Source organism: Rhodococcus sp. P-2, assembly GCF_016598535.1.
Taxonomy (GTDB): Bacteria; Actinomycetota; Actinomycetes; order Mycobacteriales; family Mycobacteriaceae; genus Rhodococcus_F; species Rhodococcus_F baikonurensis.
Genome location: NZ_CP066779.1, coordinates 5,159,368 through 5,186,119, shown reverse-complemented (window position 1 = coordinate 5,186,119; position 26,752 = coordinate 5,159,368). Strand labels below are relative to the sequence as shown.

1 protein-coding gene is annotated in these 26,752 nt (G+C 64.4%); it reads left to right on the top strand.

What is annotated here, in order from left to right; translation table 11 throughout:
* Window positions 1-134: 134 nt before the first annotated feature.
* A complete protein-coding gene (locus tag I7X09_RS24110) occupies window positions 135-26,711 on the top strand; it encodes a non-ribosomal peptide synthase/polyketide synthase (RefSeq protein WP_200314023.1) in 26,577 nt (8,858 codons plus the stop codon).
* The last annotated feature ends 41 nt before the right edge of the window (window positions 26,712-26,752 follow it).

The following is a 26,752-nucleotide window of genomic DNA, read 5'->3' as shown; positions in this document are numbered from 1 at the left end:
CGACCTTCGGCTGCGCTCTCGCAGGATCGCCACATGGTTTCCACTCGATATCGAGGCGGTGCGATGTTTCTCTTCAATCCCCGAGCCACAGTTCCCGGCGCTGACCGTCACAACGCTGTGTGGGGGTGGTCGTGATGGATACCGACAAGAGGATCGATCCGCTGACCGGATCGCGAAGCCTGCCGGCGGGAGCGTTCCCCCTGTCAGCGGTGCAGCGCAGTATGTGGTTCGCGCAGCAACTTCACCCGACTGTCCCGTACTTCATCGCGCAGTACATCGAGTTCCACGGCGATCTGGACATGCAACTGCTCAGTCGCGCCGCAGTGGAGGCTGCCCACGAGTTCGAATCGCCGTTTCTACGGTTGATGTACCCGGACGGGGAGCCGTGCCAGATTGTGGACTTCACGATCGACCCGGGCATCGACTACTTCGACTTCCGCGAGCGTGAGAACCCTCGGCAGGCTGCGTCGGAGTGGATGGACAACGATTACGCGACGACGCTCGATCTGACTCGCGATCGTCTCGTCGAGATGACAATTCTCCAAACTGGTGATCGGGATTACCTGTGGTACACCAGAATTCATCACGTCGCTCTCGACGGATACAGTGGAATGACGATCGTCAATCGGATTGCGGCGATCTACACCGCAGCCGCCGAAGGTCGAGAGCCTGCGGTGAACAAGGCACTCGACGTCATGACGCTGTCCGAACTCGATCAGAAGTACCGAGAATCGAGTCGGTTCGAAGCCGACCGCGAGTACTGGGCCCAGCGAGTGGCGGGCGTCGAACACGGTTCGACGTTGGCTACCCGCGAGGGACCCCCGACCGCTCGGAGTGAGCTCGTCAGCGCCTCGATGTCGACGGAAAGCCTTGCCGCGTTGGACGAATGGAACTCGCGTTCCGGGGCGACTCCGGCGGCGGTACTGATTTCAGCACTGGCGTGCTACCTGTCTCGCAACACCGGCTACGGCGACGTTCTGATCAACTTGCCGGTTTCCGCGAGGACGACGGCCCCGCTGCAACGGTCCGGCGGCATGCTGGTCAACGTCGCGCCACTTCACATCCACGTCGACCCCGACGAAAGCGTCGACGATCTGGTCGGGCGGGTCCAACTCGAACTTCTCGGTGCGCTTCGTCATCAGCGATGCAGCCTCGAGGACATTCGACGTGATGCCGGTCTGACCGTCGGCGACGCGCGTCTGTCCGGTCCGATGATGAATGTGATGCTCTTCCGGCAAGAGATAACTCTGGGGCCGCTGACCGGTGAATATCACATCGTCACGTCGGGTCCGGTCGAGGATCTGCTTGTCAACGTGTACCAGAGCGGCGATCCGGCGCAGACGTTGATCGACTTCCGCGGAAACCCCAATCGCTACGATCACGACGAACTGGCCGAACATCACCGGGCGTTCACCGAGTTGGTCGCAGAACTGTCAGCAGCACCGGCCGGCACGCCGATGAGCCGAATTCATCCGGCAAGCGCCGAGGCCGGGGCACGCAGCGCGCGGCGGAGGGAAAACGAAAGGTTCTGGGCTGGATATCTGGGGGACGCCGACGAGGGCTCCATCCTGGGGCTCGAGCGAATCGACGCAGAATCGGAGCCCACCGGCGCGACTCGGCTGAGCGTCCCGCTCGATCCCGCGGTCGCCACATTCGCGCGTACGGAAGGTGTTTCACTCTTTGCCGTTGTCCACGCGGCATTTGCGGCATTGTTGTCGAGATCGACCGAGCGCCGTGACGTGTTGATCGGAACGAGGACCGAGTGGGGGACTTTGCCTCTGCGCTGCGAGGTCGATCCGGAAGCGTTTTTCGACGAGTTCGTGAGTTCTCTCGCTCGAGAACGCGAAACGTTGGGTCTTCGATCGGCAGCAGGTGTCCCCGAGTTGCCCGAGTTGCACGTCCATCTCGACGACGGCTCGCAGGAGACAGCGATTACCGGTATCGATGTGGCGATCGGGGTCCACGCGGATACCGGCGCCCTCGAGCTTGCATACTCCACGCAGCATTACGCCGAATCCACGGTCCGAGCCTTCCTCTCGCGACTGGTGCGCATCCTTGCCGGCGCAGCAGCAGCCCCGCGAACGCCGGTCGGAGACCTCGATCTTCTCGACGAGTTCGAGCGTGAGTCCCTGGTACCGGCACGGGGAGCGACCGCGTCCGCCCCGTTGACCCTTCCCGACATCCTCCGCCGGGCCGCGGCTGTGAACCCCGATACCCCAGCGCTCGTTTTCGGTGATCGTGAGATGAGCTACCGGGAACTCGACGCCGAGTCGAACAAACTCGCCCGCGAACTGATCGACAGGGGAGTCGGCCCCGGCACCTATGTCGCCCTTGCGCTGTCGAGGTCGATCGAATCCGTGACCGCGACGTGGGCGGTGGCGAAGACCGGCGGTGCCTTCCTTCCGATAGATCCGCACTACCCCGAAGATCGTATTCGGCACATGCTCACCGATTCGGGAGCTGTTGTCGGAATCAGCGTGGGGGAGCACCATGCAGGGCTCGCCGATTCGGTGGACTGGCTGCTTCTGGACGAATTCAACACCGACGAACCGAACACATACCGCTCGGATGCACCGGTCGACGACTCTGAACGTCGCTCCCGCGTGCGCTACGACGACCCGGCGTACCTGATCTACACCTCGGGATCTACCGGCGTCCCCAAAGGCGTCGTGGTCAGTCACCGTGGGCTGAGCAGCTTCGCCGACGAAGAACGAGTCAGGTTCGGAGTCGAACCAGGGGACCGCACGCTGCATTTCTCTTCGCCGAGTTTCGACGCCTCGGTACTCGAACTTCTCCTTGCCTTCGGCGGCGCGGCCACGATGGTGATAGCGCCGCCCACCGTGTACGGCGGCGACGAACTGGCCCAGGTGATGCGCGTCGGCCGGGTCACCCACGCCTTCGTCACCCCGGCCGCGCTGGCTACAGTCGATCCCGCCGGCCTACCGGATCTACGAGTGGTCGTGACCGGCGGCGACGCCTGCTCACCCGCGCTGGTAGATCAATGGTCACACGGACGCTCGATGTTCAACGCGTACGGACCGACCGAAACCACCGTCGTCGCCACCCTGACCGGACCATTGAGCAGCGATGTTCCCGTCACCATCGGAAAGCCGATGCGCGGCGCCGCAGCCGTACTCCTGGACTCGCGGCTTCAGCCGGTGCCGATCGGTGTCGCCGGAGAGCTCTACGTGAGCGGTGTCGGCTTGGCGCGCGGATACCACGCGCGTGCCACGATCACGGCCGAACGATTCGTGGCCGACCCCAACGGCGCTGCAGGAGAGCGCATGTACCGCACGGGTGACCTCGCGCGGTGGAACGGCGACGGTGAGCTGGAGTACCTCGGCCGGAGCGACTTCCAGATCAAGATCCGCGGTTTCCGCGTCGAGCTCGGCGAGATCGACGACGTACTGCGCCGCCACCCGAGCGTCGCGCAGGCCGTCACCGCCGGAGTTGCGGGCCCGAGTGGGGAAACACTGTTGGCCGCGTACGTCACAGCGGTTGCGGGCACACACATCGACAACTCCGAGTTGATCGCCCACGCGAGATCCTCGTTGGCTCCCCACATGGTTCCGTCGAGGATCGTCGTCCTCGATTCCATTCCGCTGACTCCGGCAGGAAAGATCGACAGGAAAGCGTTACCGGACATCGACTCGGCGGGCGGCTCGGCCGAATACCGTGCCCCCGAAACCTCGACCGAGAAGCGCATTTCGGCGGTGTTCTGCGATCTGCTCGGCATCACCCGCGCAGGAGCAGACGACAGTTTCTTCGACCTCGGCGGTGACTCGTTGATCGCGACCCGCGTCGTGTCGCGGGTGAACGGAGCGCTCGGAACGACGCTGAGCGTTCTCGACCTCTTCGAGGCGCCGACCGTCTCCGCTCTCGCTGCACGTGCCGACCTCGCGGACTCGCGGAACACACGTGCCCCCGCATTGACGCGTATCGATCGCCCTGACCGGATACCGGTATCTCTGGCGCAGCAACGAATGTGGCTGACCAATCAACTCGATCCGAGTTCGCCGGCGTACAACATTCCGATCGCGGTTTCGATGACCGGCGACCTCGACGTCGACGCACTGTTCACCGCACTGCGGGACGTGATCGTTCGGCACGAGGTCTTGCGGACCGTTTTCCCCGAGAGCGCTCGTGGACCGGTACAGCACGTTCTCGGTGTGGACGAGATGTTCGATCATCTCGAGGTCGAAACGGTGCCGGCCGCAGCGGCCGCAGCGCGGGCGGGTGAACTTGCGCGAGAGGGATTCGACGTCAGTGAATCGGTGCCGATCCGCGCCACTCTGCTCGAAGTGAACGAACGTGAGCACACCCTGGTCCTCGTCGTGCACCACATTGCAGCGGACGGCCTGTCGATGGCGCCGCTGGCTCGTGACGTCATGGTCGCGTACGCCTCGAGGGCGAGCGGACGCGTTCCGGCGTGGCTGCCACTCGAAGTGCAGTACGGCGATTTCAGCGAGTGGCAACGCGGTGCGCTCGGCGAAGCGTCCGACCCGGATTCGATTCTGGCCGAGCAGTTGCGGTTCTGGTCGCACGCCCTCACCGACCGCGGGGAGCTCGCGGAACTTCCGATGGATCATCCGCGGCCGGCGGGCGTCTCACTGCGCGGGGGCAATCTCGATTTCCGGATCGACTCCGCGACGTACCGCCGCGTCGCCCAGATCGCGGCGCGCAGCGATGTCAGCACGTTCATGGTGATCCACGCCGCACTGGCCGTCCTGCTCAGCCGAGAATGCGGAGCGAACGACATCACGATCGGCACTCCGGTAGCCGGGCGGAGTGAGCGCGCCCTCGACGACGTCGTCGGGATGTTCGTCAACACCGTGGTGCTCAGGACCGTTCTCGACGGCGGGCTCACCTTCGGTGAAGTTCTCACCCGTGTCCGCGACGTCGACGTGGCGGCCTTGCAGCACACCGAAGTCCCGTACGACGTACTCGTCGAATCCCTCGCAGAGCGCCAGACGCCGCTGTTCCAGGTGATGCTGGTGATGCAGGGCGCCGCTCCCACCGAGGTCACTTTGCCCGAGCTCGAGGTCATGGTCGACGAACTGTCCACGGGCGCGGCAAAGTTCGATCTTCAGGTCATCCTCACCGATCGCGGCGACCATCTCGACGGCCAGATGAACTACGCCAGTCAACTTTTCGACTCGGACACCATGTCGGGCCTAGCCGATCGTTTCACGATGCTGCTCGACGCGGTAGCGGCCCATCCGGACTCCGTCGTCGGCGACGTCGACCTCACAGCTCCGGGCGAGGCAGAATTGGTCCTCGAGCGGTGGAATGCCACCGAGCACGCGTTACCGATCACTACCCTGGCCGACCTGTCGGCAGAGCAGGCAGCCCGGACACCTGAGAAGGCCGCGCTGATCTTCGGTGAGCGAACGCTGACGTATGCGGAGTTCGACGCGAGGGTGAGCGATCTCGCCAGAACCCTCATCGGCCGAGGCGTCGGCCCGGACATGCGCGTCGCGGTGTCGATTCGCCGGTCTCCGGAACTACTCGTCGCGGTCCACGCCGTGATCCGTGCCGGTGCGGCATACGTCCCGGTGGACCCCGATCATCCTGCCGAACGCATCGCGTACGTCTTCGACATCGCGGAACCCGTCTGCGTGCTGAGCAGGCCCCAGGACCACGGAGCTCTTCCCTCGCGAGTCCCGATCGTCGACGTCGATCTCGATCGTCAGGTGTCCACGACGGCGCCGATCACCGACGCTGATCGGGTCGGACCCCTCCACCCGGACAATGCTGCTTACGTGATCTTCACGTCCGGATCGACGGGTCGGCCGAAAGGTGTTGCAGTATCGCACCGTTCGATCGTCAATCGCCTGCTGTGGATGCAGGACACCTACCCACTTCACACGTCGGACGTGGTGTTGCACAAGACTCCGGTGACCTTCGACGTCTCGGTGTGGGAACTGTTCTGGCCCCTGCAGACCGGCGCGCAGTTGGTGATCGCGGAACCGGAGGGGCACCGAGATCCCGGATACCTGTCGGCGTTGATCGCGGAAAAGGGTGTCACGACGGCGCACTTCGTTCCGTCGATGCTCGCGGAATTCGTCGCTGTCGCGACTGCCGGGCAGTGCGCGACCCTGCGTCAGGTGTTCTGCAGCGGTGAAGCTCTTGCGCCGACCACTGCGGAGGCGTTCACCCGTCTGAGTTCTGCAGGATTGTTCAACCTGTACGGCCCCACGGAGGCTGCCGTCGACGTCAGCGCCGCCGAATTCACCCCAGACATGACCGTCACCGTTCCCATCGGTGCGCCCGTGTGGAACACCCAGCTCTATGTCCTCGACGGGCGGCTGCATCCCGTTCCGGTCGGCGTTCACGGCGAGCTGTACCTGGCGGGAGTACAACTGGCGCGCGGATACCTCGGGCGCAGCGATCTGACCGCAGACAGATTCGTGGCCGATCCGTACGGCCCGTCTGGCACCCGGATGTACCGCACCGGTGATGTCGTCCGGTGGCGCGCCGACGGGCTGCTCGACTACGTCGGTCGACGCGATTTCCAGGTCAAGATCCGCGGCCAGCGCATCGAACTCGCCGAGGTCGAAGCAGCGTTGCTCAGGCTGCCCGGCGTCGCGCAAGCTGCTGCTCTCGTCCATCACGACGACGTCGTCGGTGACAGCTTGGTCGGCTACGTCATCGCCGCCACCGGCACTTCGATCGACACGGACGGCCTACGCACCGAGTTGAGAGGTCTCCTTCCGGCCTACATGGTCCCTGCAGTGGTCATCGCCCTCGACGTGTTCCCGCTCGGCTCGACCGGCAAGCTCGATCGGAAGGCTCTGCCCGCGCCCAGCTTCGACAGCTCGCAGACGTATCTGGCGCCGCGAACACCGCTCGAAGCGCAATTGGCGGCGATCTTCGAAGAGCTTCTGGAATCCGGGGCAGTCGGTGTTCACGACAACTTCTTCGAGATCGGCGGAAACAGTCTCGTCGCTGCCCGCGCGGTGGCGCGCGTGAACGATTCGCTGTCGTTGAACCTGTCGATCAGAGAGTTGTTCGACGCGCCGACCGTTGCACAGTTGGCGGTCGAGTGCGCCACGGCGCGAGGGGGACCGGTAGTCCTTCCGCTCGAGGCCTTGCCGCGGCCACAGACGATCCCGCTGTCGCTGGCACAAAAGCGCATGTGGTTCGTCAATCAATTCGACGTCACGTCCGCGGCGTACAACGTCGCCATTGCGATCAGGCTGAGAGGCAGGTTGGACGTTGTCGCGTTGGAGGGCGCGATCACCGACGTGCTTACTCGCCACGAATCGCTGCGCACGCTGTTTCCCATGATCGAGGGAGTGCCGGCGCAGGTGATCGTGGAACCCGGTGAAGCGTTGGGTGCGCTGCCGGTGGTGGCCGCGAACACCGAAGCGGTGCTCGGGGAGATCGAACGTGTCGCCTCGAGGGGCTTCGACGTGACGCAGGCTCCGCCGATCAGGGCGGAACTGATCGAGGTCGACCCAGAAGATCACGTCCTGACTGTGGTCGTCCATCACATCTGCGCCGACGGATTCTCGATGGCACCGTTGGCGTTCGACGTGATGACCGCGTACTCGGCACGGCATCGAGGTGAGGCGCCCGACTGGTCTCCTCTTCCAGTCCAGTACGCGGACTTCGCTATCTGGCAGGAGAGGGCTCTCGGTCGGATCGACGAAGCGGACAGCACTCTTGCCGGTCAGCTCGAGTACTGGACACGTCAACTGGCGAGTGTTCCCGAACTTCTTGCGCTCCCCGCAGATCGACCGCGACCGCGTGTACAGGATCTCTCGGGCGGCGTCGTTCGATTCGACATCGATGCCGGCATCCACCGTCGTCTGAGCGAAACCGCGATCGAACACCGAAGCAGTATGTTCATGGCGATACACGCCGCATACGCAGTGCTCGTGGCGAGGTTGTCCGGCATGGAAGACATCACGATCGGCTCACCGATCGCCGGGCGCGGAAATGCCCTCCTCGATCCGACGGTCGGTATGTTCGTCGGCACATTGGTGCTTCGCGCCGACGTCGACCCCGCAGCTTCGTTCACCGATCTGTTGGCCAGAGTTCGCAGCACCGACCTCGACGCCTTCGCTCATGCAGACGTCCCCTTCGAGCGCGTCGTCGATGCGCTGGCTCCCGAGCGGTCGACTTCGCATTCACCGTTGTTCCAGGTGATGCTGGAGTTCAAAAACACCAGTCGACCAGCGGTTCGTCTGACGGACCTCGACGTCGAGGTCCTCGAACTCGAATCCGCCGTCTCGAATTTCGATCTGCAACTCACGCTTGCCGAGAAGTTCGACGAGGCAGGCAGGCCCGCGGGAATCGAGGCCGGGTTCACCTATGCGAGCGCCCTGTTCGACGAGTCGACCGTCGAAGGTTTCGCTCGATATCTGATTCGGATCCTCGGTGCGGTGACCGAATCACCGCACACGCCGGTCGGCGACATCGATCTCGTGGTCGACACCGACACGATCAGCGTCGTGTCTGCACCGGAACTTCCCGACCAGGTTCACTTCTCGACGTTGCTCGAGCGGAAGTACGTCGACGAACCGCAGAGAACTGCACTGATTTTCGGCGACCGACATCTGACGTACTCCGATCTGGACTGCCGCGCCAATCGGCTTGCGCGACTGTTGATCGGCCGCGGGGCAGGTCCGGAATCCGTTGTCGCCCTGGCATTGCCACGGTCGCTGGAATCCGTGGTCGCGATCTGGGCGGTTGCTCGGACCGGCGCCGCATTCGTACCCGTCGACCCGGCGTACCCCGTCGACCGCGTACATCACATGATCAACGACTCGGGAGCGGGCGTCGTCCTCACCACCGCCGAGCATGTGGGTGTCGTCCCCGACGAGGCAGACGCAGTTCTGCTCGATCAGGCCGAGACACTGGCAACCCTCGAACAGTTCGGAGATCAGCGGCTGGAGGCCTCGGAACTGTCGGGGACGGTCTCTCTCGACAATCCTGCCTATGTCATCTACACCTCCGGTTCCACCGGCGTCCCCAAAGGTGTCATGGTCACTCACCGTGGGCTTTCGGCACTCGCCGAACAGGAACGTACTCGATTCGGGGTGGAATCGACCTCGCGCACGCTGCATTTCAGCTCACCGAGCTTCGACGCCTCGATTCTCGAACTCCTGATGGCCGTTGGTGCCGGGGCCACGATGGTCATCGCTCCACCGAGCATCATCGGCGGAACCGAACTGACGAGCCTGATCGCCGACCAGCACATAACTCACGCCTTCATCACCCCCGCTGCTCTCGCCACAGTCGATCCGAGCGAACTGAACGAGCTGGTCTGCATCGGAACCGGTGGCGACGTCTGCCCGCCCGATCTCGTCGCCGCCTGGGTCAGTGATCACCGGATCATGATCAATGCCTACGGACCGACCGAATCGACGGTCGTCGCCAGCATCACCGAGCCGATGTCCCCGGCCGATCGAGTGACGATCGGTCGCCCGTCGACAGGCATCACGGCGTGGGTCCTCGACAATCGCCTACACCGCGTCCCGGTCGGAGTCACGGGGGAGCTGTACGTCAGCGGCGACGGACTCGCCCGCGGTTACCGCAACCGCGCCGGCACCACCGCCGAACGATTCGTGCCCAATCCCGCGGGCAGTGCCGGCTCGCGGATGTACCGCACCGGCGACCTCGCCAGGTGGAACAAGAACGGCGAACTCGAGTACCAGGGCCGAGGCGATTTCCAGGTCAAAATTCGTGGATTCCGCATCGAACTCGGCGAGATCGAAGCAGTTCTGGCTCGTTACCCCGGGGTCGCGCATTCCGTGGTGACCACGCTCGAACGTGACGGAGGCGCCGCGCGAATCGTCGGATACGTCGTGCCCGCCAACGATGCTCAGACTGTCGATCCCGAGGCCGTCATCGCGTTTGCAGGCTCGGCTCTGGCCCCGTACATGGTTCCTGCGGCGGTGGTCGTGCTCGACGAACTGCCGATGACTGCCAACGGAAAGCTCGACCGCCGAGCCCTGCCGGTTCCCGACCTGCGAGCAACCCAGGCACGCTCGCGGGCTGCCGAATCCGATACCGAGCGCACGCTGGCCGCCTTGTTCGTCGATGTCCTCGGTGTCGAATCGGTGGGCGTCGACGACTCGTTCTTCTCGATGGGCGGCGATTCGATCATGTCGATTCAGCTCGTCGCCCGTGCCCGCGACGCCGGGCTCGTGTTCACCCCGCGTGACGTCTTCGAGGTGAAATCGGTCGCCGGTCTTGCGGTTTTGCTGGCATCGACCAAGGACGACGAACCCGAGGTTCTCGAGGAACTTCCCGGAGGCGGCGTTGGCCACGTGCCGTTGTTGCCGGTGGCTCAGTGGTGGCTCGACCGGCTCGGCTCCGATCTCCAGGGGCTCGATTCGTTCTCCCAAGCGACTCTTCTCAATGCGCCGCTAGGGCTGCACAGCGTGGAGCAGTTGACCGCAGCGCTTCAAGTCGTTCTCGATCGTCACGACATCCTTCGCGCGCGCCTCGAACTCGACGGCGAGCGCAGGCTCGTTGTCGGCGATCCGGGATCGGTTGCAGCCGAGGACATCTGCCGGGTGATCGAGGTCGAGGCCGAGCCGGGCACCGCAGTGTTCGACGCGGCGATCGTCGCTGCTCTGAGTGGTGCGCGCCGAGAACTCGACCCCGTCCGGGGCGAGATGGTGCGGGTCGTCTGGTTGTCCGGCGTACGCAACACCGGCCGGTTGCTCCTGGTGATCCACCACCTCGCGGTGGACGGCGTGTCCTGGCGCGTGCTCGTACCGGAACTTGCGTCGGCATTCCACCGCATCGATGCCGGTGAGGAGCCTGAGCCGTCGTACCCGGGTACGTCGGTCCGTCGTTGGTCGTATGCGCTCCGTGACATCGCGCCAGCCCGAAGAGTCGAATTGCCCCGGTGGCGTTCGATCCTCGAAGGTGACGATCCACTGATCGGAACCCGGCCACTCGACCCGCGGCTCGACACCTTCCACTCGGTCGGCAGAGTCGTCGCCGACGTGCCCGCCGAACTGTCCGACACAGTCCTGACAACCCTTCCAGCGCTCTTCGGTGGATCGGTCAACGACGGTCTCGTTGCTGCGCTCGCACTGGCACTGACGCAGTGGCGACAGGCAAGGGGCACACGAACCGACAACGTACTCGTCTCGATGGAGGGTCACGGACGCGAAGCTCACGTGGTGCCCGGCGCGGACGTCCTGCACACGGTCGGCTGGTTCACGAGTGTCTTCCCGATGCGGATCGACCTCGCCGACATCGACATCGCGAACGTGATGCGCAGCGGCCCCGAGGCAGCGGTGGTGCTCAAGCGTGTCAAGGAAGAACTGTTGGGAGTTCCGGACAGCGGCATCGGGTACGGAGTACTGCGTTACCTCGACGAGGTGGGTCGAGCGGATCTCGAACACCTCCGCCAACCGCAGATCTCGTTCAACTATCTCGGTCGTTTTTCCGGCACCGAACCAGGAGAGTCGCTGGGGGACTGGGCACTGGCCCGTGAAGTCGACCTGGAAGGGGCAGCACAGTCCGACATGCCCGTGGGCTCGGTACTGGACGTCAATGTCGTTACCACCGAAATCTCGGGTGCACCACACATCGGTGCCACTATCGCCTATCCCACTGACGTGCTGGCAGAGCGCGATGCTCGCGCCATCGCCGAACTCTGGGTGCAGGCGTTGCGCGCTCTGGCCACGTTCGCCGAGCAGAGCGAACGCGGCGGCCTCACACCGTCGGACATCGACCTGATCGACCTGGACCAGGAGTCCATCGACCGCCTCGAACGCGAGTTCCCGACGCTGACCGACGTCTGGTCCCTCTCACCGCTGCAATCCGGACTGCTGTTCCATGCGCGCTACGCAGAACACACAGTCGACGCGTACACCGTCCAACTGGCGCTCGAACTCGACGGCGTCGACGCGTCCCGGTTGCACCGCGCCGCACAGGCGTTGCTCGACAGACACGAGAACTTGCGCGCGGCCTTCACGACCGATACCGGTGGGCGATCGGTGCAGGTGATCAGCGCCGACGTGGACGTGCCGTGGACCGAGATCGACATCTCTCCGCTGGCTCCCACCGAACAGGCAACCGAGATACGCGAACTCCTCCATGCGGATCGGGTGCGAGGCTTCGACATGGCTACGCCGCCCTTGCTGCGGTTCCTGCTTCTGCGCACCGGAGACTACGCGTACCGGTTGATCCTGACCAACCACCACATCCTCCTCGACGGATGGTCGATGCCATTGCTGGTCCGAGACCTGCTGACCCTCTACGCCACCGACAGTGATCACAGTGCCATCCCACGCGTGCACCCCTACCGGGACTACCTGAGCTGGATCAGCACTCGCGACGACAGCGTGTCGATCGAAGCCTGGGGCGAAGCACTCCGCGGACTCGACGACCCGACACTGCTCACCGGAACTCACGCCGTCGACGAGGACGGCGCTACCTCACGCTCGACCACCACAGCCCTCGGAGAACGTGAGACGGAACTTCTGCGGGGATTCGTCCGCTCCCGTGGCCTGACGACAGCCTCCCTGATCCAGGTGGCCTGGGGAATCGTGCTCGCCGAACTCCTCGGCCGCGACGACGTAGTCTTCGGTGGAACCGTCTCCGGAAGGCCACCCCAGGTTTCGGGCGTCGAGTCGATGGTGGGTTTGTTCATCAACACCGTCCCCGTCCGAGTTCGTCTCGACCCGCGAGAGTCACTGGCAGCGCTGTGCATTCGCGTCCAAGCGGAACAGGCGCGGTTGTCCGATCACCATCATGTGGGGCTTTCGCACATCACTTCGGCAGTGGGGGCCGCTGCATCGTTCGACACCCTGACTGTCTTCGAGTCGTATCCCGTCGACCGCGGTGGACTCTCCTCCGGCACCGACATCGCCGGAATGCACGTTCTCGACGTCCACGACGCCGAGGACGCCGCGCACTATCCACTCGCGATCGTTGCCTCCGCGGCAGACGGGCGCTTGCGACTCAAGTTCGAGTACTTCCCGGGGGTCCTGGGCGATCACGACATCGACGCGATCGCGGACCGGTTGCTGCGCACTCTCGAGTTGATCACCGCACAACCGGATCTCCCGCTGGCGAAACTGCGCCTGATGCCGGATTCGCAAGTGCAGCAATTGGTTCCCGCGCGAGGACAGCAAGGCCGCTCGGTCAGGACACTCGATCGCATCTTCACCGACACCGCCGGCAGATTCCCCGAACGGGTCGCACTGTCCTGTGGTGAGAGAAAGATGACGTACCGAGAACTGGACGAGGCGTCGAATCAGTGGGCGCGCGTGCTGATCGCGGAAGGCGCCGGCCCGGATTCACGGATAGCGATCTGTGTGGAGCGGTCCTTCGAATCCGTCGCGGCGGTCTGGGCTATCACCAAGACCGGCGCCGCATTCGTGCCGATCGATCCTCGCTACCCGAGTGACCGGATCTCGTTCATGCTCGAGGATTCGGCATCCGCGCTCGGATTGACCACTGCAGCCCACACACCCGGCAACGGCGGTGCGACGAGGTGGATTGCACTCGACGACCCGAACAATGTCACTCGCTTCGCCGGCATCTCCACGGCGCCGCTACGTGCGGACGAGCGCCGAGGAACCCCACGGCTGGAGAACACCGCCTACCTCATCTACACCTCGGGCTCGACCGGACGGCCCAAGGGCGTCGTCGTCACCCATACCGGACTCGAGAACTTCGCCGACGAACAGCGTCATCGCTACGGCCTCACGGAGCATTCGCGCGCACTGCACTTCGCCTCGCCGAGCTTCGACGCCTCCGTCCTCGAGTATCTGCTCGCCTTCGCCGTCGGCGGCGAACTGGTCGTGGCTCCCACCACCGTCTACGGAGGAACCGAACTGGCCGACGTTCTCCGTGAGGGACATGTCACCCACGCGTTCGTCACGCCCGCAGCGCTGACGTCGGTGGATCCCGAGGGAATCGACGAACTGACCACCATCACGGTGGGCGGCGAGGCGCCCTCGGCAGACCTGGTGCGCACCTGGGCGCCGGGAAGATCGTTCGTCAACGTCTACGGACCCACCGAAACGACCATCTCCTGCAACCTCAGCGACCCGATTCCGGCCGGCGAGAAGGTGTATCTCGGGCCGCCGAACCGCGGATTCAGTGAGGTCGTCCTCGATCGCAGACTTCAACCGGTGTCCGTCGGAGTTCCCGGCGAACTGTATGTCGCCGGAGTCGGACTCGCGCGCGGCTATCACGGGCGCTCACCGCTGACGAGCGAACGATTCGTCGCGAACCCGTACGGCGAGCCGGGGGAGCGGATGTACCGCACCGGAGACGTGGTGCGCTGGCGCAGTGACCGCACCATCGAATACCTCGGACGCAGCGACTTCCAGGTCAAGATCCGCGGATTCCGTATCGAACTCGGTGAGGTCGACACGGCGTTGGGTCAGCTGCCGGGCGTCGAGTACGCGGTCACGTTGGCGGTGCGCGGACCCTCCGACGAGCAGGCTCTGGCGGCATACGTCGTCTGTGACGACGAACGCCCGGTGAGCGCCGAGGACATCCGAGCAGCGGCACGGGAAGTACTGCCGGCACACATGGTGCCCGCGAGCGTCGTCGTGCTCGACGAACTACCACTGACCGGCGTCGGCAAGGTCGATCGGGCTGCACTTCCCGCGCCTCGTTTCGACACCGATGCCGAAACACTCACCGCACCTGCCACCGAGCTCGAACGGCTGGTGGTGGGCGTTTTCGAGGACGTGCTCGGCGTGTCCCCGATCGGCGTCGACACCCACTTCTTCGACGTCGGTGGAAACTCTCTGACCGCGACCCGCGTCATCGCCCGCGTCAACGCACTCCTCGGCACCGACATCGGCGTTCGAGGATTGTTCGAATCCCCGACAGTTCGACAGCTGTCGCGTCTGGCGGAGAGCGTCGGCCGCGGTGAGCATCCCAGACCACCGTTGACTCGGCGATCTCGCCCGGACCCACTGCCCGTGTCGTTGGCACAGAAGCGGATGTGGTTCCTCAACCAGTTCGACGTGACGTCCCCTGCCTACAACGTTCCCCTGGCTGTACGCCTCGACGGCGACCTGGACTTCGCCGCATTGCAGGACGCGGTAGCGGACGTACTGGGTCGCCACGAAAGCTTGCGGACGAAGTTCCCCTCGATCGACGGACAGCCGGTGCAGCAGGTGATGTCCAGCGAGGAGGTCGTGCCGATCCTGGAGCCGGAAATCGTCACTGCTGCAAGAGTGTCCGATCGAATCCTCGAACTGGCCTCGGCAGGCTTCGACGCCTCGGCCGAAGTTCCGATCCGCTGCGCGGTCCTGCGCGTCGACGGGGACCCACGCAGGCACGTACTCGTTATCGTCGTCCACCACATCGTCGCCGACGGGTTCTCGATGAACCCCCTGGCAGCGGACGTGGCAGCGGCCTATGCGGCCCGTAGCGCCGGCTGTGCGCCGAACTGGTCGGAACTGGCCGTGCAGTACGGCGACTTCGCTGTGTGGCAGCACGAAGTGCTCGGCTCCGAGGACGATCCGGACTCCGCCCTGACCCGTCAGCTCGACTACTGGAAGGACCGCCTCGCGGGACTGGGCGAGCCGATCGCGCTGCCGACCTCGTCCGCACGTCCGGCGAAGCCGACCATGGTGGGCTCGGTCCACCGGTTCGCTGTATCGCCGCAGATCCATCGAGCGCTGGCCGATCTGGCCCGCGAGCACGGCAGCACCATGTTCATGGTCATGCACGCGGCCCTGGCAGTACTCGCAGCGCGCCTGGCTGATACCGAGGACATCGCCATCGGTACACCCGTCGCCGGACGCGGAGAGGCCGAACTCGATCACCTGGTCGGAATGTTCGTCAACACTCTCGTGCTGCGGACACAGATCGAGCCCGCCGCGACGTTCGAGGACGTACTCGCCCAGGTTCGCGAGGGCGATCTCGGTGCGTTCCAGCACGCAGACTTGCCCTTCGAACGGTTGGTCGACGCGCTCGACCCGGAACGCTCGACGTCACACACTCCGTTGTTCCAGATCCTCATCGAGTTCCGCAACAACGCGCTACCGAAACTCGAACTGCCAGGGCTGTCGGTCTCGGGAGTCGAGTTCGACCTACCCGTCGCCAAGTTCGATCTGCAACTCTCGGTCACCGAGCGTTACGACGCGGATGGCGGAACCGCTGGAATCGACGCCGAATTCATCTACGCCACAGACCTGTTCGACGGTGAATTGATCGAATCGTTCTCACGCAGACTGCTCACCCTCCTCGAGGTGGTCTCCCGAGAGCCGTCGACTCCTACCGGTGACATCGACGTCGTGGGCGCCGCCGAGCGTCGACAGATGCTGACCGAGTGGAACACTCACGCCGAACCGGCTCCGGCCGACAACATCGCGGACCGATTCTTCGAAGCTGTTGCAGCACATCCGTCGTCGACCGCCGTCAACGACAGCGACGCTGCGATGACGTACGCCGAACTGGACGGGCGCGCGAACCGCCTGGCGCGGCTACTGATCGGCCGCGGTATCGGTCCGGAATCCGTGGTTGCCGTCGCGATGCCCAGAACCACCGATCTCGTGCTCGCACTCGTCGCCGTCATCAAGACCGGTGCGGCATACCTGCCGGTCGACATCACCTACCCGGCCGAGCGCATGCGCTTCCTCTTCGACGACGCGCGGCCGGTATGCCTGGTCACGACCGGAGACTTCCGAAGCGACCTTCCTTCGGAGATCGTCGAATCCGGCATCGACGTCGTCGAACTCGGATCGCCGGAGATCGCGGTACGCCTCGATCACTCCGCGCCCCATCGCATCACCGACGCGGACCGGACCACACCACTTCTGCCCGACTCGATCGCGTACATCATCTACACCTCCGGATCCACCGGGCGCCCCAAAGGCGTCCAGGTCAGCCACCGGAACGTGCTGACCCTGATGGACAACACATCCCCGACGTTCGGATTCGACAACACGGACGTGTGGACGATGTTCCACTCGTACGCATTCGACTTCTCCGTCTGGGAGCTGTGGGGTCCGCTACTGCACGGTGGTCGGTTGGTCGTCGTCGACTACTACACGACCAGATCGCCGGACATGTTCCACGAACTGCTCCGCCGTGAGCGAGTGACGGTGCTGAACCAAACACCCACCGCCTTCTACCAACTCGCCGAAGCCGATCGCGCGTACTCACCGAACGGTACGGACCCCGACCTTGCACTGCGTTACGTCGTCTTCGGTGGAGAAGCGCTCGATCTCGGGCAATTGCGCAAGTGGTACGACCGTCGCGCGGACACAGCGCCGACGCTGGTCAACATGTACGGGATCACCGAGACGACAGTGCACGTCAGTCGAATCGCGCTCGACCGCAACGACAGCGAGCATGCATCGGCGAGCATCATCGGGCGAGCCGTACCAGGATTGTCCGTCTACGTACTCGACCGGCGACTGAACTTGGTACCACCAGGCGTCGTCGGTGAAATGTACGTCGCCGGCGATCAGGTGACTCGGGGATACCTCGGGAAACCCGCATTGACTTCGGTGCGGTTCCTTCCCGATCCATTCGGTAGTTCGGGGGATCGAATGTATCGGAGCGGGGACCTGGCGAGGTGGAACGACGCGGGGCAGTTGGAGTACGTGGGCCGTAGTGATTTCCAGGTGAAGGTGCGCGGTTTCCGCATCGAACTCGGAGAGATCGAAGCCGCAATGCTCCGCTGCCCCGGCGTCGCGGCCTCGGTGGCACTTGTTCGCACGGAGGGAGCGTCACCGCGGATCGTCGGGTACGTGGTCGCCGAAACAGGCAGTACCGTCGATTCAGCGACGGTGACCGACTTCGTCGCCGCCGAACTCGCGGAGTACATGGTGCCCACCGCGATCGTCGTCCTCGAGTCGCTTCCGCTGACAGTCAACGGAAAGCTCGACCGACGCAGCCTCCCGGCTCCAGACTTCACAGTGACCGGAACAACGGAGGCGACGCGAGCACCAGCCACCGCTACCGAAGCGGGTCTTGCCGACCTCTTCGCGGAAGTACTGGGGCGGGGCAATATCGGAGTGGACGATTCGTTCTTCGGTCTCGGCGGCGATTCGATCATGTCGATTCAACTCGTCTCACGGGCGAAGTCCGCAGGTCTCGTCTTCACTCCGCGGGACGTCTTCGAAGCGAAGACAGTTGCCGGACTCACCAAGGTGCTCCTTGTCGAATCATCGGAAACCACACCGGTTCTCACGGAACTGCCGGGCGGGGGAGTCGGTATGCTACCGCTCACTCCGATCATGGAGTGGCTCGTCGAACGCGGTCGCGGTGACCTGAGCACGATCCGCAGTTACAGCCAGAGCGCACTGATCGCACTGCCGTCAGACGTGTCCGGCCCCGCGCTGGAGCGAGCACTGCAGACGATCCTCGATCGCCACGACGTGCTGCGGGCTCGCCTGGACGCCGCCACTCACCAACTCGAGATCCGCGAACCCGGCACCGTCGCAGCCTCGGACGTCCTGCGCAGAACCCCTGTCGTGTCCACCAGCGGGAACGAATTCGTCCGCGCAGCAGAAGCCGCGATGCAGGACGCGTCCAGCCGACTCGATCCCGAACACGGCACGATGATCAGCGCAGTCTGGTTGGATCCCGTCAGCGCGAACGGCAACGGGCCCGAGGCGGGACGGTTGCTCCTGGTCCTCCACCACCTCGCGGTCGACGGCGTGTCCTGGCGAATGATCGTCCCCGGCCTGGTCACCGCATATGCTTCGGCGTTCGAGGGCGACACTCCGATACTTCCGCCTGGCGGAACCTCGATTCGTCGCTGGGCGACAGCGCTCGCCGAGACCGCCGCGGATCGACGCGACGAGGTCGACCTGTGGTCGAAGATGCGGACGGACGAACCACTGCTCGGGACGCGCGGGCTCGACCCCGCCGTCGACGTCGGAGCGACAGTCGACCGCATCAGCGTCGACGTACCGACCTCGGTGACCGAGAACATCATCTCGACGGTGCCGCAGCATTTCGGCGGCTCGGTGAACGACGGACTGCTCGCAGCTCTCGCGATTGCCGTCACCGCCTGGCGTCGATCGCGCGGACAGCGCAGCGGGGAAGTGCTCGTCAATCTCGAAGGACACGGACGTGAGGAGAACGCTGCACCGGGCGCCGACCTCTCGCGCACGGTCGGCTGGTTCACCACCCTGTTCCCGGTGCGAATCGACCTGACCGGGCTCGACGTCGCCGACGCGCTGTCCGGTGGATCAACCGCCGCCTCGGCCGTGAAGCTCGTCAAGGAAACGCTGCTCGACCTTCCCGACAACGGAATCGGCTTCGGCATCTTGAAGTACCTCGATCGAAGCGAGGAACTGAGGGCGCTGCCCACGCCGCAGATCTCGTTCAACTACCTCGGACGTTTCGCCGGCTCGGATCCCGAACACGGCGAAGTACCGTGGCTGCCGATCTCGGAGGTGACCCTCGACGAAGCGCACAGCGGAGAGCTTGCCGCCGCGTCGGTGCTCGACATCAACGCCGTCACCACCGACACCGCACACGGTCCGATTCTGCGCGCTACGTGGTCTTTCCCTCGCGGCATTCTCAGCGAGGCCGAGGTCGCCGAACTGGCGGAGCTCTGGGCCAGAGCACTCGGCGCGCTGAGTGACTACGTGGACCGACACTCCGAGCGCGAGCTCACGCCTACCGATCTCGATCTCGTCACCACAGATCAACAGAGCATCGAACAGCTCGAGCGCAGATTCCCCGACCTGACCGACGTCTGGTCACTGTCACCCCTGCAGTCGGGCATGCTCTTCCACGCCCAGTTCGACGAAACCGAAATCGATCCGTACATGGTGCAACTGACGCTCGAACTCGGCGGACGGGTGGACTCGTCGCGGTTGCGCCGCGCGTCGCAGGCCTTGGTCGACCGTCATCCGAGCCTGCGCGCGGGGTTCGTCTCCGCGCCGGGAGGTCGGGCGTTGCAGGTGATCCGTTCCGGTCTCGAGATCAGCTGGGCCGAGATCGACCTGTCCGGGGCCGAAGACGGTGAACTCGCATTCGGTCAGCTGCTCGAACGCGACCGCGCCCATCGTTTCGACATGGAAACAGCACCACTGATCCGGTTCATGCTCGTGCGAATCGGACCGGACACAGCACGCTTCGTCGTGACGAACCACCACATCCTGCTCGACGGCTGGTCAACCCCGCTGTTACTGCGAGACCTGCTGACTCTCTACGCAACCGACGGCGACCCCGAGATTCTGCCCAGAGTTCAGTCGTATCGCGACTACCTCACCTGGATCTCGAAGCAGCACCCCGACTCGTCGCTGCGCGCATGGCAGGAAGCGCTACGTGGCGTGGACACATCCACCCAACTCTCGCAAGCGAGCACTGCCGCCGAAACCGTTGCCAGTGACATTCACTCGTACTCGCTGCCGACCGAACGGGCCCAGACCCTTCGCGCGTTCGCGCGAAGCCGTGGACTGACCATGGCGACCCTGGTCCAAGTGGCCTGGGGAATCGTGCTCGCCGAACTCCTCGGCCGCGACGACGTCGTCTTCGGTGGAACCGTGTCCGGACGCCCACCACAGGTGTCCGGTGTGGAATCGATCGTCGGCCTGTTCATCAACACAGTGCCCGTACGAGTCCGCCTCGACGCCCGAGAAACCCTCGCGGAACTGGCCATTCGCGTCCAATCCGAGCAAGCGTCACTGCTCGACCACCACCACATCGGACTGTCGGACATCGCGGGAGCAGTGGGCGCCGCGGGTTCCTTCGACACACTGACGGTATTCGAGTCGTATCCCGTCGACGAGGCAGCCCTGACCGCCGAAACCGACATCGCGGGAATGCACGTTCTCGGCATCGACGGACGCGACTCGGCGCACTATCCGATTGCCGTTGTCGCGTCGGAAAGTGACACGCTGAACCTGAAGATGGAGTACTTGCCGACGCACTTCTCCGCCCGCGAAGTCGCGAAGATCACCGAGCGCGTGGGCATCGTCCTCGAGCAGCTGGCCTCGGCACCGGATCAGCCGCTGGCCCGCCTGCAGGTTCTCACAGAGTTCGAGAGCCGTGATCTTGCGCCGGTCTTCGGCTCCCCGGGTCGCTCTGCTCGCACGCTCCCGGAGATCCTCGCCGACGTCTCCGCCACGTATCCCGACCGCATCGCGCTCTCGGCCGGCAGCCGGTCGATGACCTACGCCGAACTGGACCGGCGCTCGAACCAGTTGGCCAGAGCCATGATTCGCCGCGGCGCCGGGCCCGAGACATCGGTAGCCATCGGTATCGAACGGTCGGTCGAATCAGTACTCGCGGTGTGGGCAGTGGCCAAGACCGGCGCGGCATTCGTACCGGTCGACCCCAGCTACCCGGCCGACCGAATCGAACACATGCTCAGCGACTCCGAAGTGTTGTTCGGGTTGACGGTCGTCGACGCCATCGACACATTGCCACCCATCGTGTCCTGGTTGGTGCTCGGAGAAGAAGCATTCGACGACGACGTCGCCACCAGTTGCACGCTGCCGATCACCCAGGACGAACGGCTTGCACCGGTAGTCATGGACAACGCCGCGTACGTGGTCTACACATCGGGATCCACCGGCCGACCCAAGGGAGTCGTCGTCACTCACACCGGACTCGACAGCTTCGCGCTCGACCAGCAACGTCGATTCCACGCCGATCACCACTCTCGGACCCTGCACTTCGCCACCCCCAGCTTCGACGGAGCCATCTTCGAGTACCTGCAGGCATTCGGTGTCGGAGCAACAATGGTGATCGTCCCGACCGACATCTACGGCGGCGCCGAACTGGCAAGTCTGATCCGCCGTGAACACGTCACTCACGCGTTCGTCACCACGGCAGCGCTCGCCACCGTCGACCCGGCCGGTCTGGACGAATTCCGGCACGTCGTCGTCGGGGGAGAGGCTCTACCGCCGCACCTCGTCGGTCTGTGGGCTCCCGGACGAGAATTCGTCAACGCCTACGGCCCGACCGAGACAACCGTCATGGCAGACATCAGCGAACCCATGACGGTGGGCGCACCCATCACGATCGGTGGCCCGATCCGCGGTGTGCACGAGATGATCCTCGATTCGCGCCTGCAACCTGTACCCGTCGGAGCTCCCGGTGAGCTGTACATCGCCGGCATCGGCCTGGCTCGCGGATACCACCGGCGTCCCGGCCTGACCAGCGAACGATTTGTGGCCGACCCCTTCGGCAAGCCAGGCGACCGGATGTACCGCACCGGTGACATCGCCTCCTGGCGAAGCGATCACACCATCGAATACGTCGGGCGCAGCGACTTCCAGGTCAAGATTCGCGGATTCCGTATCGAACTCGGCGAAGTGGACGCCCAGATCACCGCAATGGCGAGTGTCACGAACTGCGTGACACTCGGCGTCGACGGACCGGCCGGCGCAACAGTTCTCGCTTCGTACCTCACCGTCGAGGAAGGATCGACGCTGACCGGCGCAGAGATCACCGCGCACCTCGCCGGACGTGTTCCCTCGCACATGGTTCCGGCCAGCATCATGATCGTCGACGAGCTACCGCGCACCGCAGTCGGCAAGCTCGATCGAAAAGCCTTGCCGACCCCGGAGTTCACCGGAACCGGCGTGGAATTCCGGGCTCCTGGCACCAGTCTCGAGCGTCGGATCGCCGATGCCTTCATCGATGTACTCGGCGTCGAGCGGGTAGGCGTCGACGACAACTTCTTCGAGCTCGGCGGCAACTCGCTGATTGCCACTCGCGTGGTCTCGCGGCTCAATTCCGCACTGAACATCGACGTCGGGGTGCGAGTGCTCTTCGAGGCGCCGACGACAGCGCAGCTCGCCGAACGGCTTTCCGACGCTGTCACTGCCGTTGGCACTGTGCCGCTCACTCCCATGGAGCGCGACGGTAACGTCCCGCTCTCGTTGGCGCAGAAGCGTATGTGGTTCCTCAACCAATTCGACACACGCTCAGCCGCGTACAACATCCCATTAGCTGTTCGCCTGACCGGTGACCTCGACGTCACCGCCATGCAACAGGCGATCGCCGACGTCGTCGAGCGGCACGAAACACTGCGGACCGTGTTCCCCGCCGTCGGCGGCGATCCGATTCAGAAAGTGCTCACCGCCGACGAGGCAGTACCGCCGGTCCGTGAAATGACCGTGGGGGAGCACGAACTCTCAGAGCGCATGCAACGACTCGCCACGACCGGCTTCGACGTGTCGGTGGACCTGCCGCTACGCGTGGCACTCTTCCGACTCGACAGCGGTGAACCCGTTCACATTCTGTTTGTCGTGGTCCATCACATCTGCGCCGACGGTTCGTCGATGGCGCCGCTCGCACGCGACGTGATGACGGCCTACCTGGCGCGGACGGCTGGGACCGAGCCCACGTGGGCACCACTCGAAGTGCAGTACGCAGACTTCACGTTGTGGCAACATCGCGTCCTCGGATCGGAAGACGACCCGGAATCTGTCATCAGTCGCCAATTGCGCTACTGGAGCGAGCAACTCGCCGGACTAGACGACGTCATCGCACTGCCCACCGACCACCCGCGGCCCGTGCAACAGACCTTCCACGGTGACCGCTTCACCTTCGACATCGACGCGAACACCCACCGCGCCCTCGCGGACCTCACCAGGGCAAACGGTGTCACGATGTTCATGGCACTGCACGGCGCGCTGGCCGTGCTGATGTCCAAGCTGTCGGGCGCCGACGAAGTCACCATCGGCACACCGATCGCCGGCCGAGGTCAGGCAGCACTCGACCATCTCGTCGGAATGTTCGTCAACACGCTGGTCCTGCGCACCAGCGTCGATCCCGACATCACGTTCGCCGAACTGGTGGAGCACGTCCGGGAAATCGACCTGGCCGCATTCCAGAACTCGGACCTGCCATTCGAACGGCTCGTCGACGTCATCAACCCCACCAGATCCACGTCGTACTCACCGTTGTTCCAGGTCGCCCTCGAACTTCAGAACAACGAACCCGCACATTTCCACCTACCGGGCCTCGACATCGAAGGCCTGACCGTGGAAACCAAATTCGCGAAGGAGGACCTGGAACTGATCGTCGACGAGAAGTTCGACGAGTTCGGCATCCCGGCCGGGATGTCCGCAGCCTTCGACTTCGCAACCGATCTCTTCGAACCCGCCACCATTCGGCGGTTTGCCGACCGACTTCGCCTGATCCTGGGCGCGGTCGGACGCGAACCGGCGACACGCATCGCTGACATCGGCATCCTCGCCGCCGACGAAACAGCGGCTCTGGTGCCGGCGTCCGGTGCAGCCGCGACTCGAGCACGGGTGTGGCCGGAGATCCTCGCCGAGGCAGTCGCGTCCAACCCGGATGCGCCGGCCCTCTCGAGTCGAGAGAGGTCGATGACCTACCGCGAACTCGACGACGAATCGACGAAGCTGGCGCGAGTGCTGTGCCGGCGCGGTGTCGGGCCCGAAGACTTCGTGGCTCTGGGTCTGCCGCGGTCCACGGCGGAGATCATCGCCATCTGGGCGGTCACGAAGACCGGAGCGGCATTCCTGCCCGTAGACCCGAACTATCCCGACGACCGCATCAACCACATGCTCGACGATTCGCGGGCCGTACTCGGCATCACCGACGACGCTCACCGCAGTCAACTTCCCGACACGGTCGAGTGGATGGTCCTCGATGCAGCCGAGACCGTCGACGAGATCGAGCACCAGAGCGCCGCCGCGATCACCGATCGCGACCGGACGATTCCTCTGCATCACGGCCACCCCGCTTACCTGATCTACACCTCGGGTTCGACCGGGAAGCCGAAGGGCGTCATCGTCACCCACCTCGGGTTGTCCAACCTCAACGCCGAAGAACATCAGAGGTTCAATGTTCAGCCCTATTCGCGGATCTCTCACTTGGCATCACCGAGCTTCGACGCCTCCGTCTTCGAACTCATGATGGCGTTCGGCAGCGGTGCCTGCTTGGTCGTCATCCCACCCACGGTCTTCGGCGGATCCGAGTTGGCCGAAATCTTTGCCGACGAACACGTCTCACACGCGTTCATCACGCCGACCGCACTCAGCTCCATCGAAAGTTCCGCGCTGCCCGAACTCCGCGTGCTCGCCGTCGGTGGCGAAGCCTGCCCACCCGAACTCGTGGACATCTGGGGCCGCGACCGTCGCATGTTCAACGGATACGGACCTACCGAATCCACGATCCAGGCCAGCGTCAGTGAACCCATGCGGCCGGGCAAGGACATCAACATCGGCCGACCGGCCATCGGCTTTGCCGGCCTGGTCCTCGACGGGCACCTCAAGCCGGTGCCAGTGGGAGTCATCGGGGAGCTGTACGTGACCGGCCCCGGACTCGCCCGCGGCTACCACAATCGTCCCGATCTCACCGCTGACCGATTTGTCGCCGATCCGTTCGGCGACCCGGGCCAGCGCATGTACCGCACGGGCGACCTGGTGCGCTGGCGCTCCGACAGCACCCTCGAATACCTCGGCCGCAGCGACTTCCAGATCAAGGTCCGCGGATTCCGCATCGAGCTCGGCGAAATCGACTCCGTCCTGATGGCACACCCATCCGTCTACTTCGCCGCGACACTTGGGCACGAAGCGCCGTCGGGGGAGACGATGATCGCCTCCTACATCCAGCCCGTGGACGGACAGACCGTCGACGACTGGGAGCTTCGCCGCCACCTGTCTTCTCGCCTGCCTGCGCACATGGTTCCCGGCGCGATCGTCGTCGTCGACCGCATTCCGGTGACACCGGTCGGCAAGCTCGACCGCAAGGCACTGCCGACCCCGAGCTTCGAGCGTCGTACGGTCCCGTACGCACCGCCGACAAACGACACCGAACGAACGGTCGTCGACATCTTCGAGACCGTGCTCGGCCACGAGCACATCGGCATCGACGACGACTTCTTCGAACTGGGTGGAACGTCGATCGTGGCCACTCGCATCACCATCGAACTCGAGAAGCGCCTCGGGATGCGCGTGCCGTTGCAATCGCTTTTCCTGGACCCGACCCCTGCCGGTGTCGCCCGCGCGGCCGACGGAATGGACGCACACTCGCCGGACGATTCGTCGGATCTGCTCGCCCCGATGATCACGCTGCGTGCCGGATCCGATCGTGCACCACTGTTCTTCGTCCATCCGGGTATCGGATTGTCCTGGGGTTATGCAGAATTCGTCAAGCACCTCGAGCTGGATCAACCCGTATACGGTCTTCAGCTACCGTCCCTGAGCGGCGGGCCCAGCTTCGACTCTCTCACCGAACTCGCCGACGACTACGCGAATCGCATTGCGGCCGTGGCATCGACCGGCCCGATCCATCTGGCCGGCTGGTCGCTCGGCGGCGTCATCGCACACGCCGTGGCGCACAGCCTTACTCGCACCGGCCGTGACGTGACGCTGTCGATCCTCGACAGCTACCCGTCGTCGGATTCCGATCAGCCCGCAGAACTCTCGGTCTCCGAACTACTGGCCGGGCTCGCGATGCCCGCGGGATCCAAGGCCGTCGAGAGCTTCGAGGAAGCGGCGGAATTGCTGGAGCAGACCCTTGGCGCCGGAATCGGAATCGAAGCGGAGCATCTAGCGCGGATCAGTCGCGGTTACTCCCACTCCGTCGAATTGACGAATCGGCACCAACCGCCTGTCCACCGTGGAGACGTCGAGTTCTTCGTAGCCGGAAGATCTACGGAGAACGGACACGACGTCGCCGAATGGCGACGGTTCGTACAAGGCGACATCCGAGTCACGGAAGTCGATTGTGAACACAACCAGATGATCGAACCGGGCCCGGCGGCAACCATAGCTGTACGATTGCGAGAAGTTATCGCTCAGTGGGGTGTCTGAACCAGGTTCGACATGGGTATGAGTGAAACACACAGGGTGAT

What these genes read in the sequence shown, in the direction of transcription:
- I7X09_RS24110 (WP_200314023.1), top strand. Translation starts at nt 135, where the DNA reads ATGGATACCGACAAGAGGATCGATCCGCTGACCGGATCGCGAAGCCTG.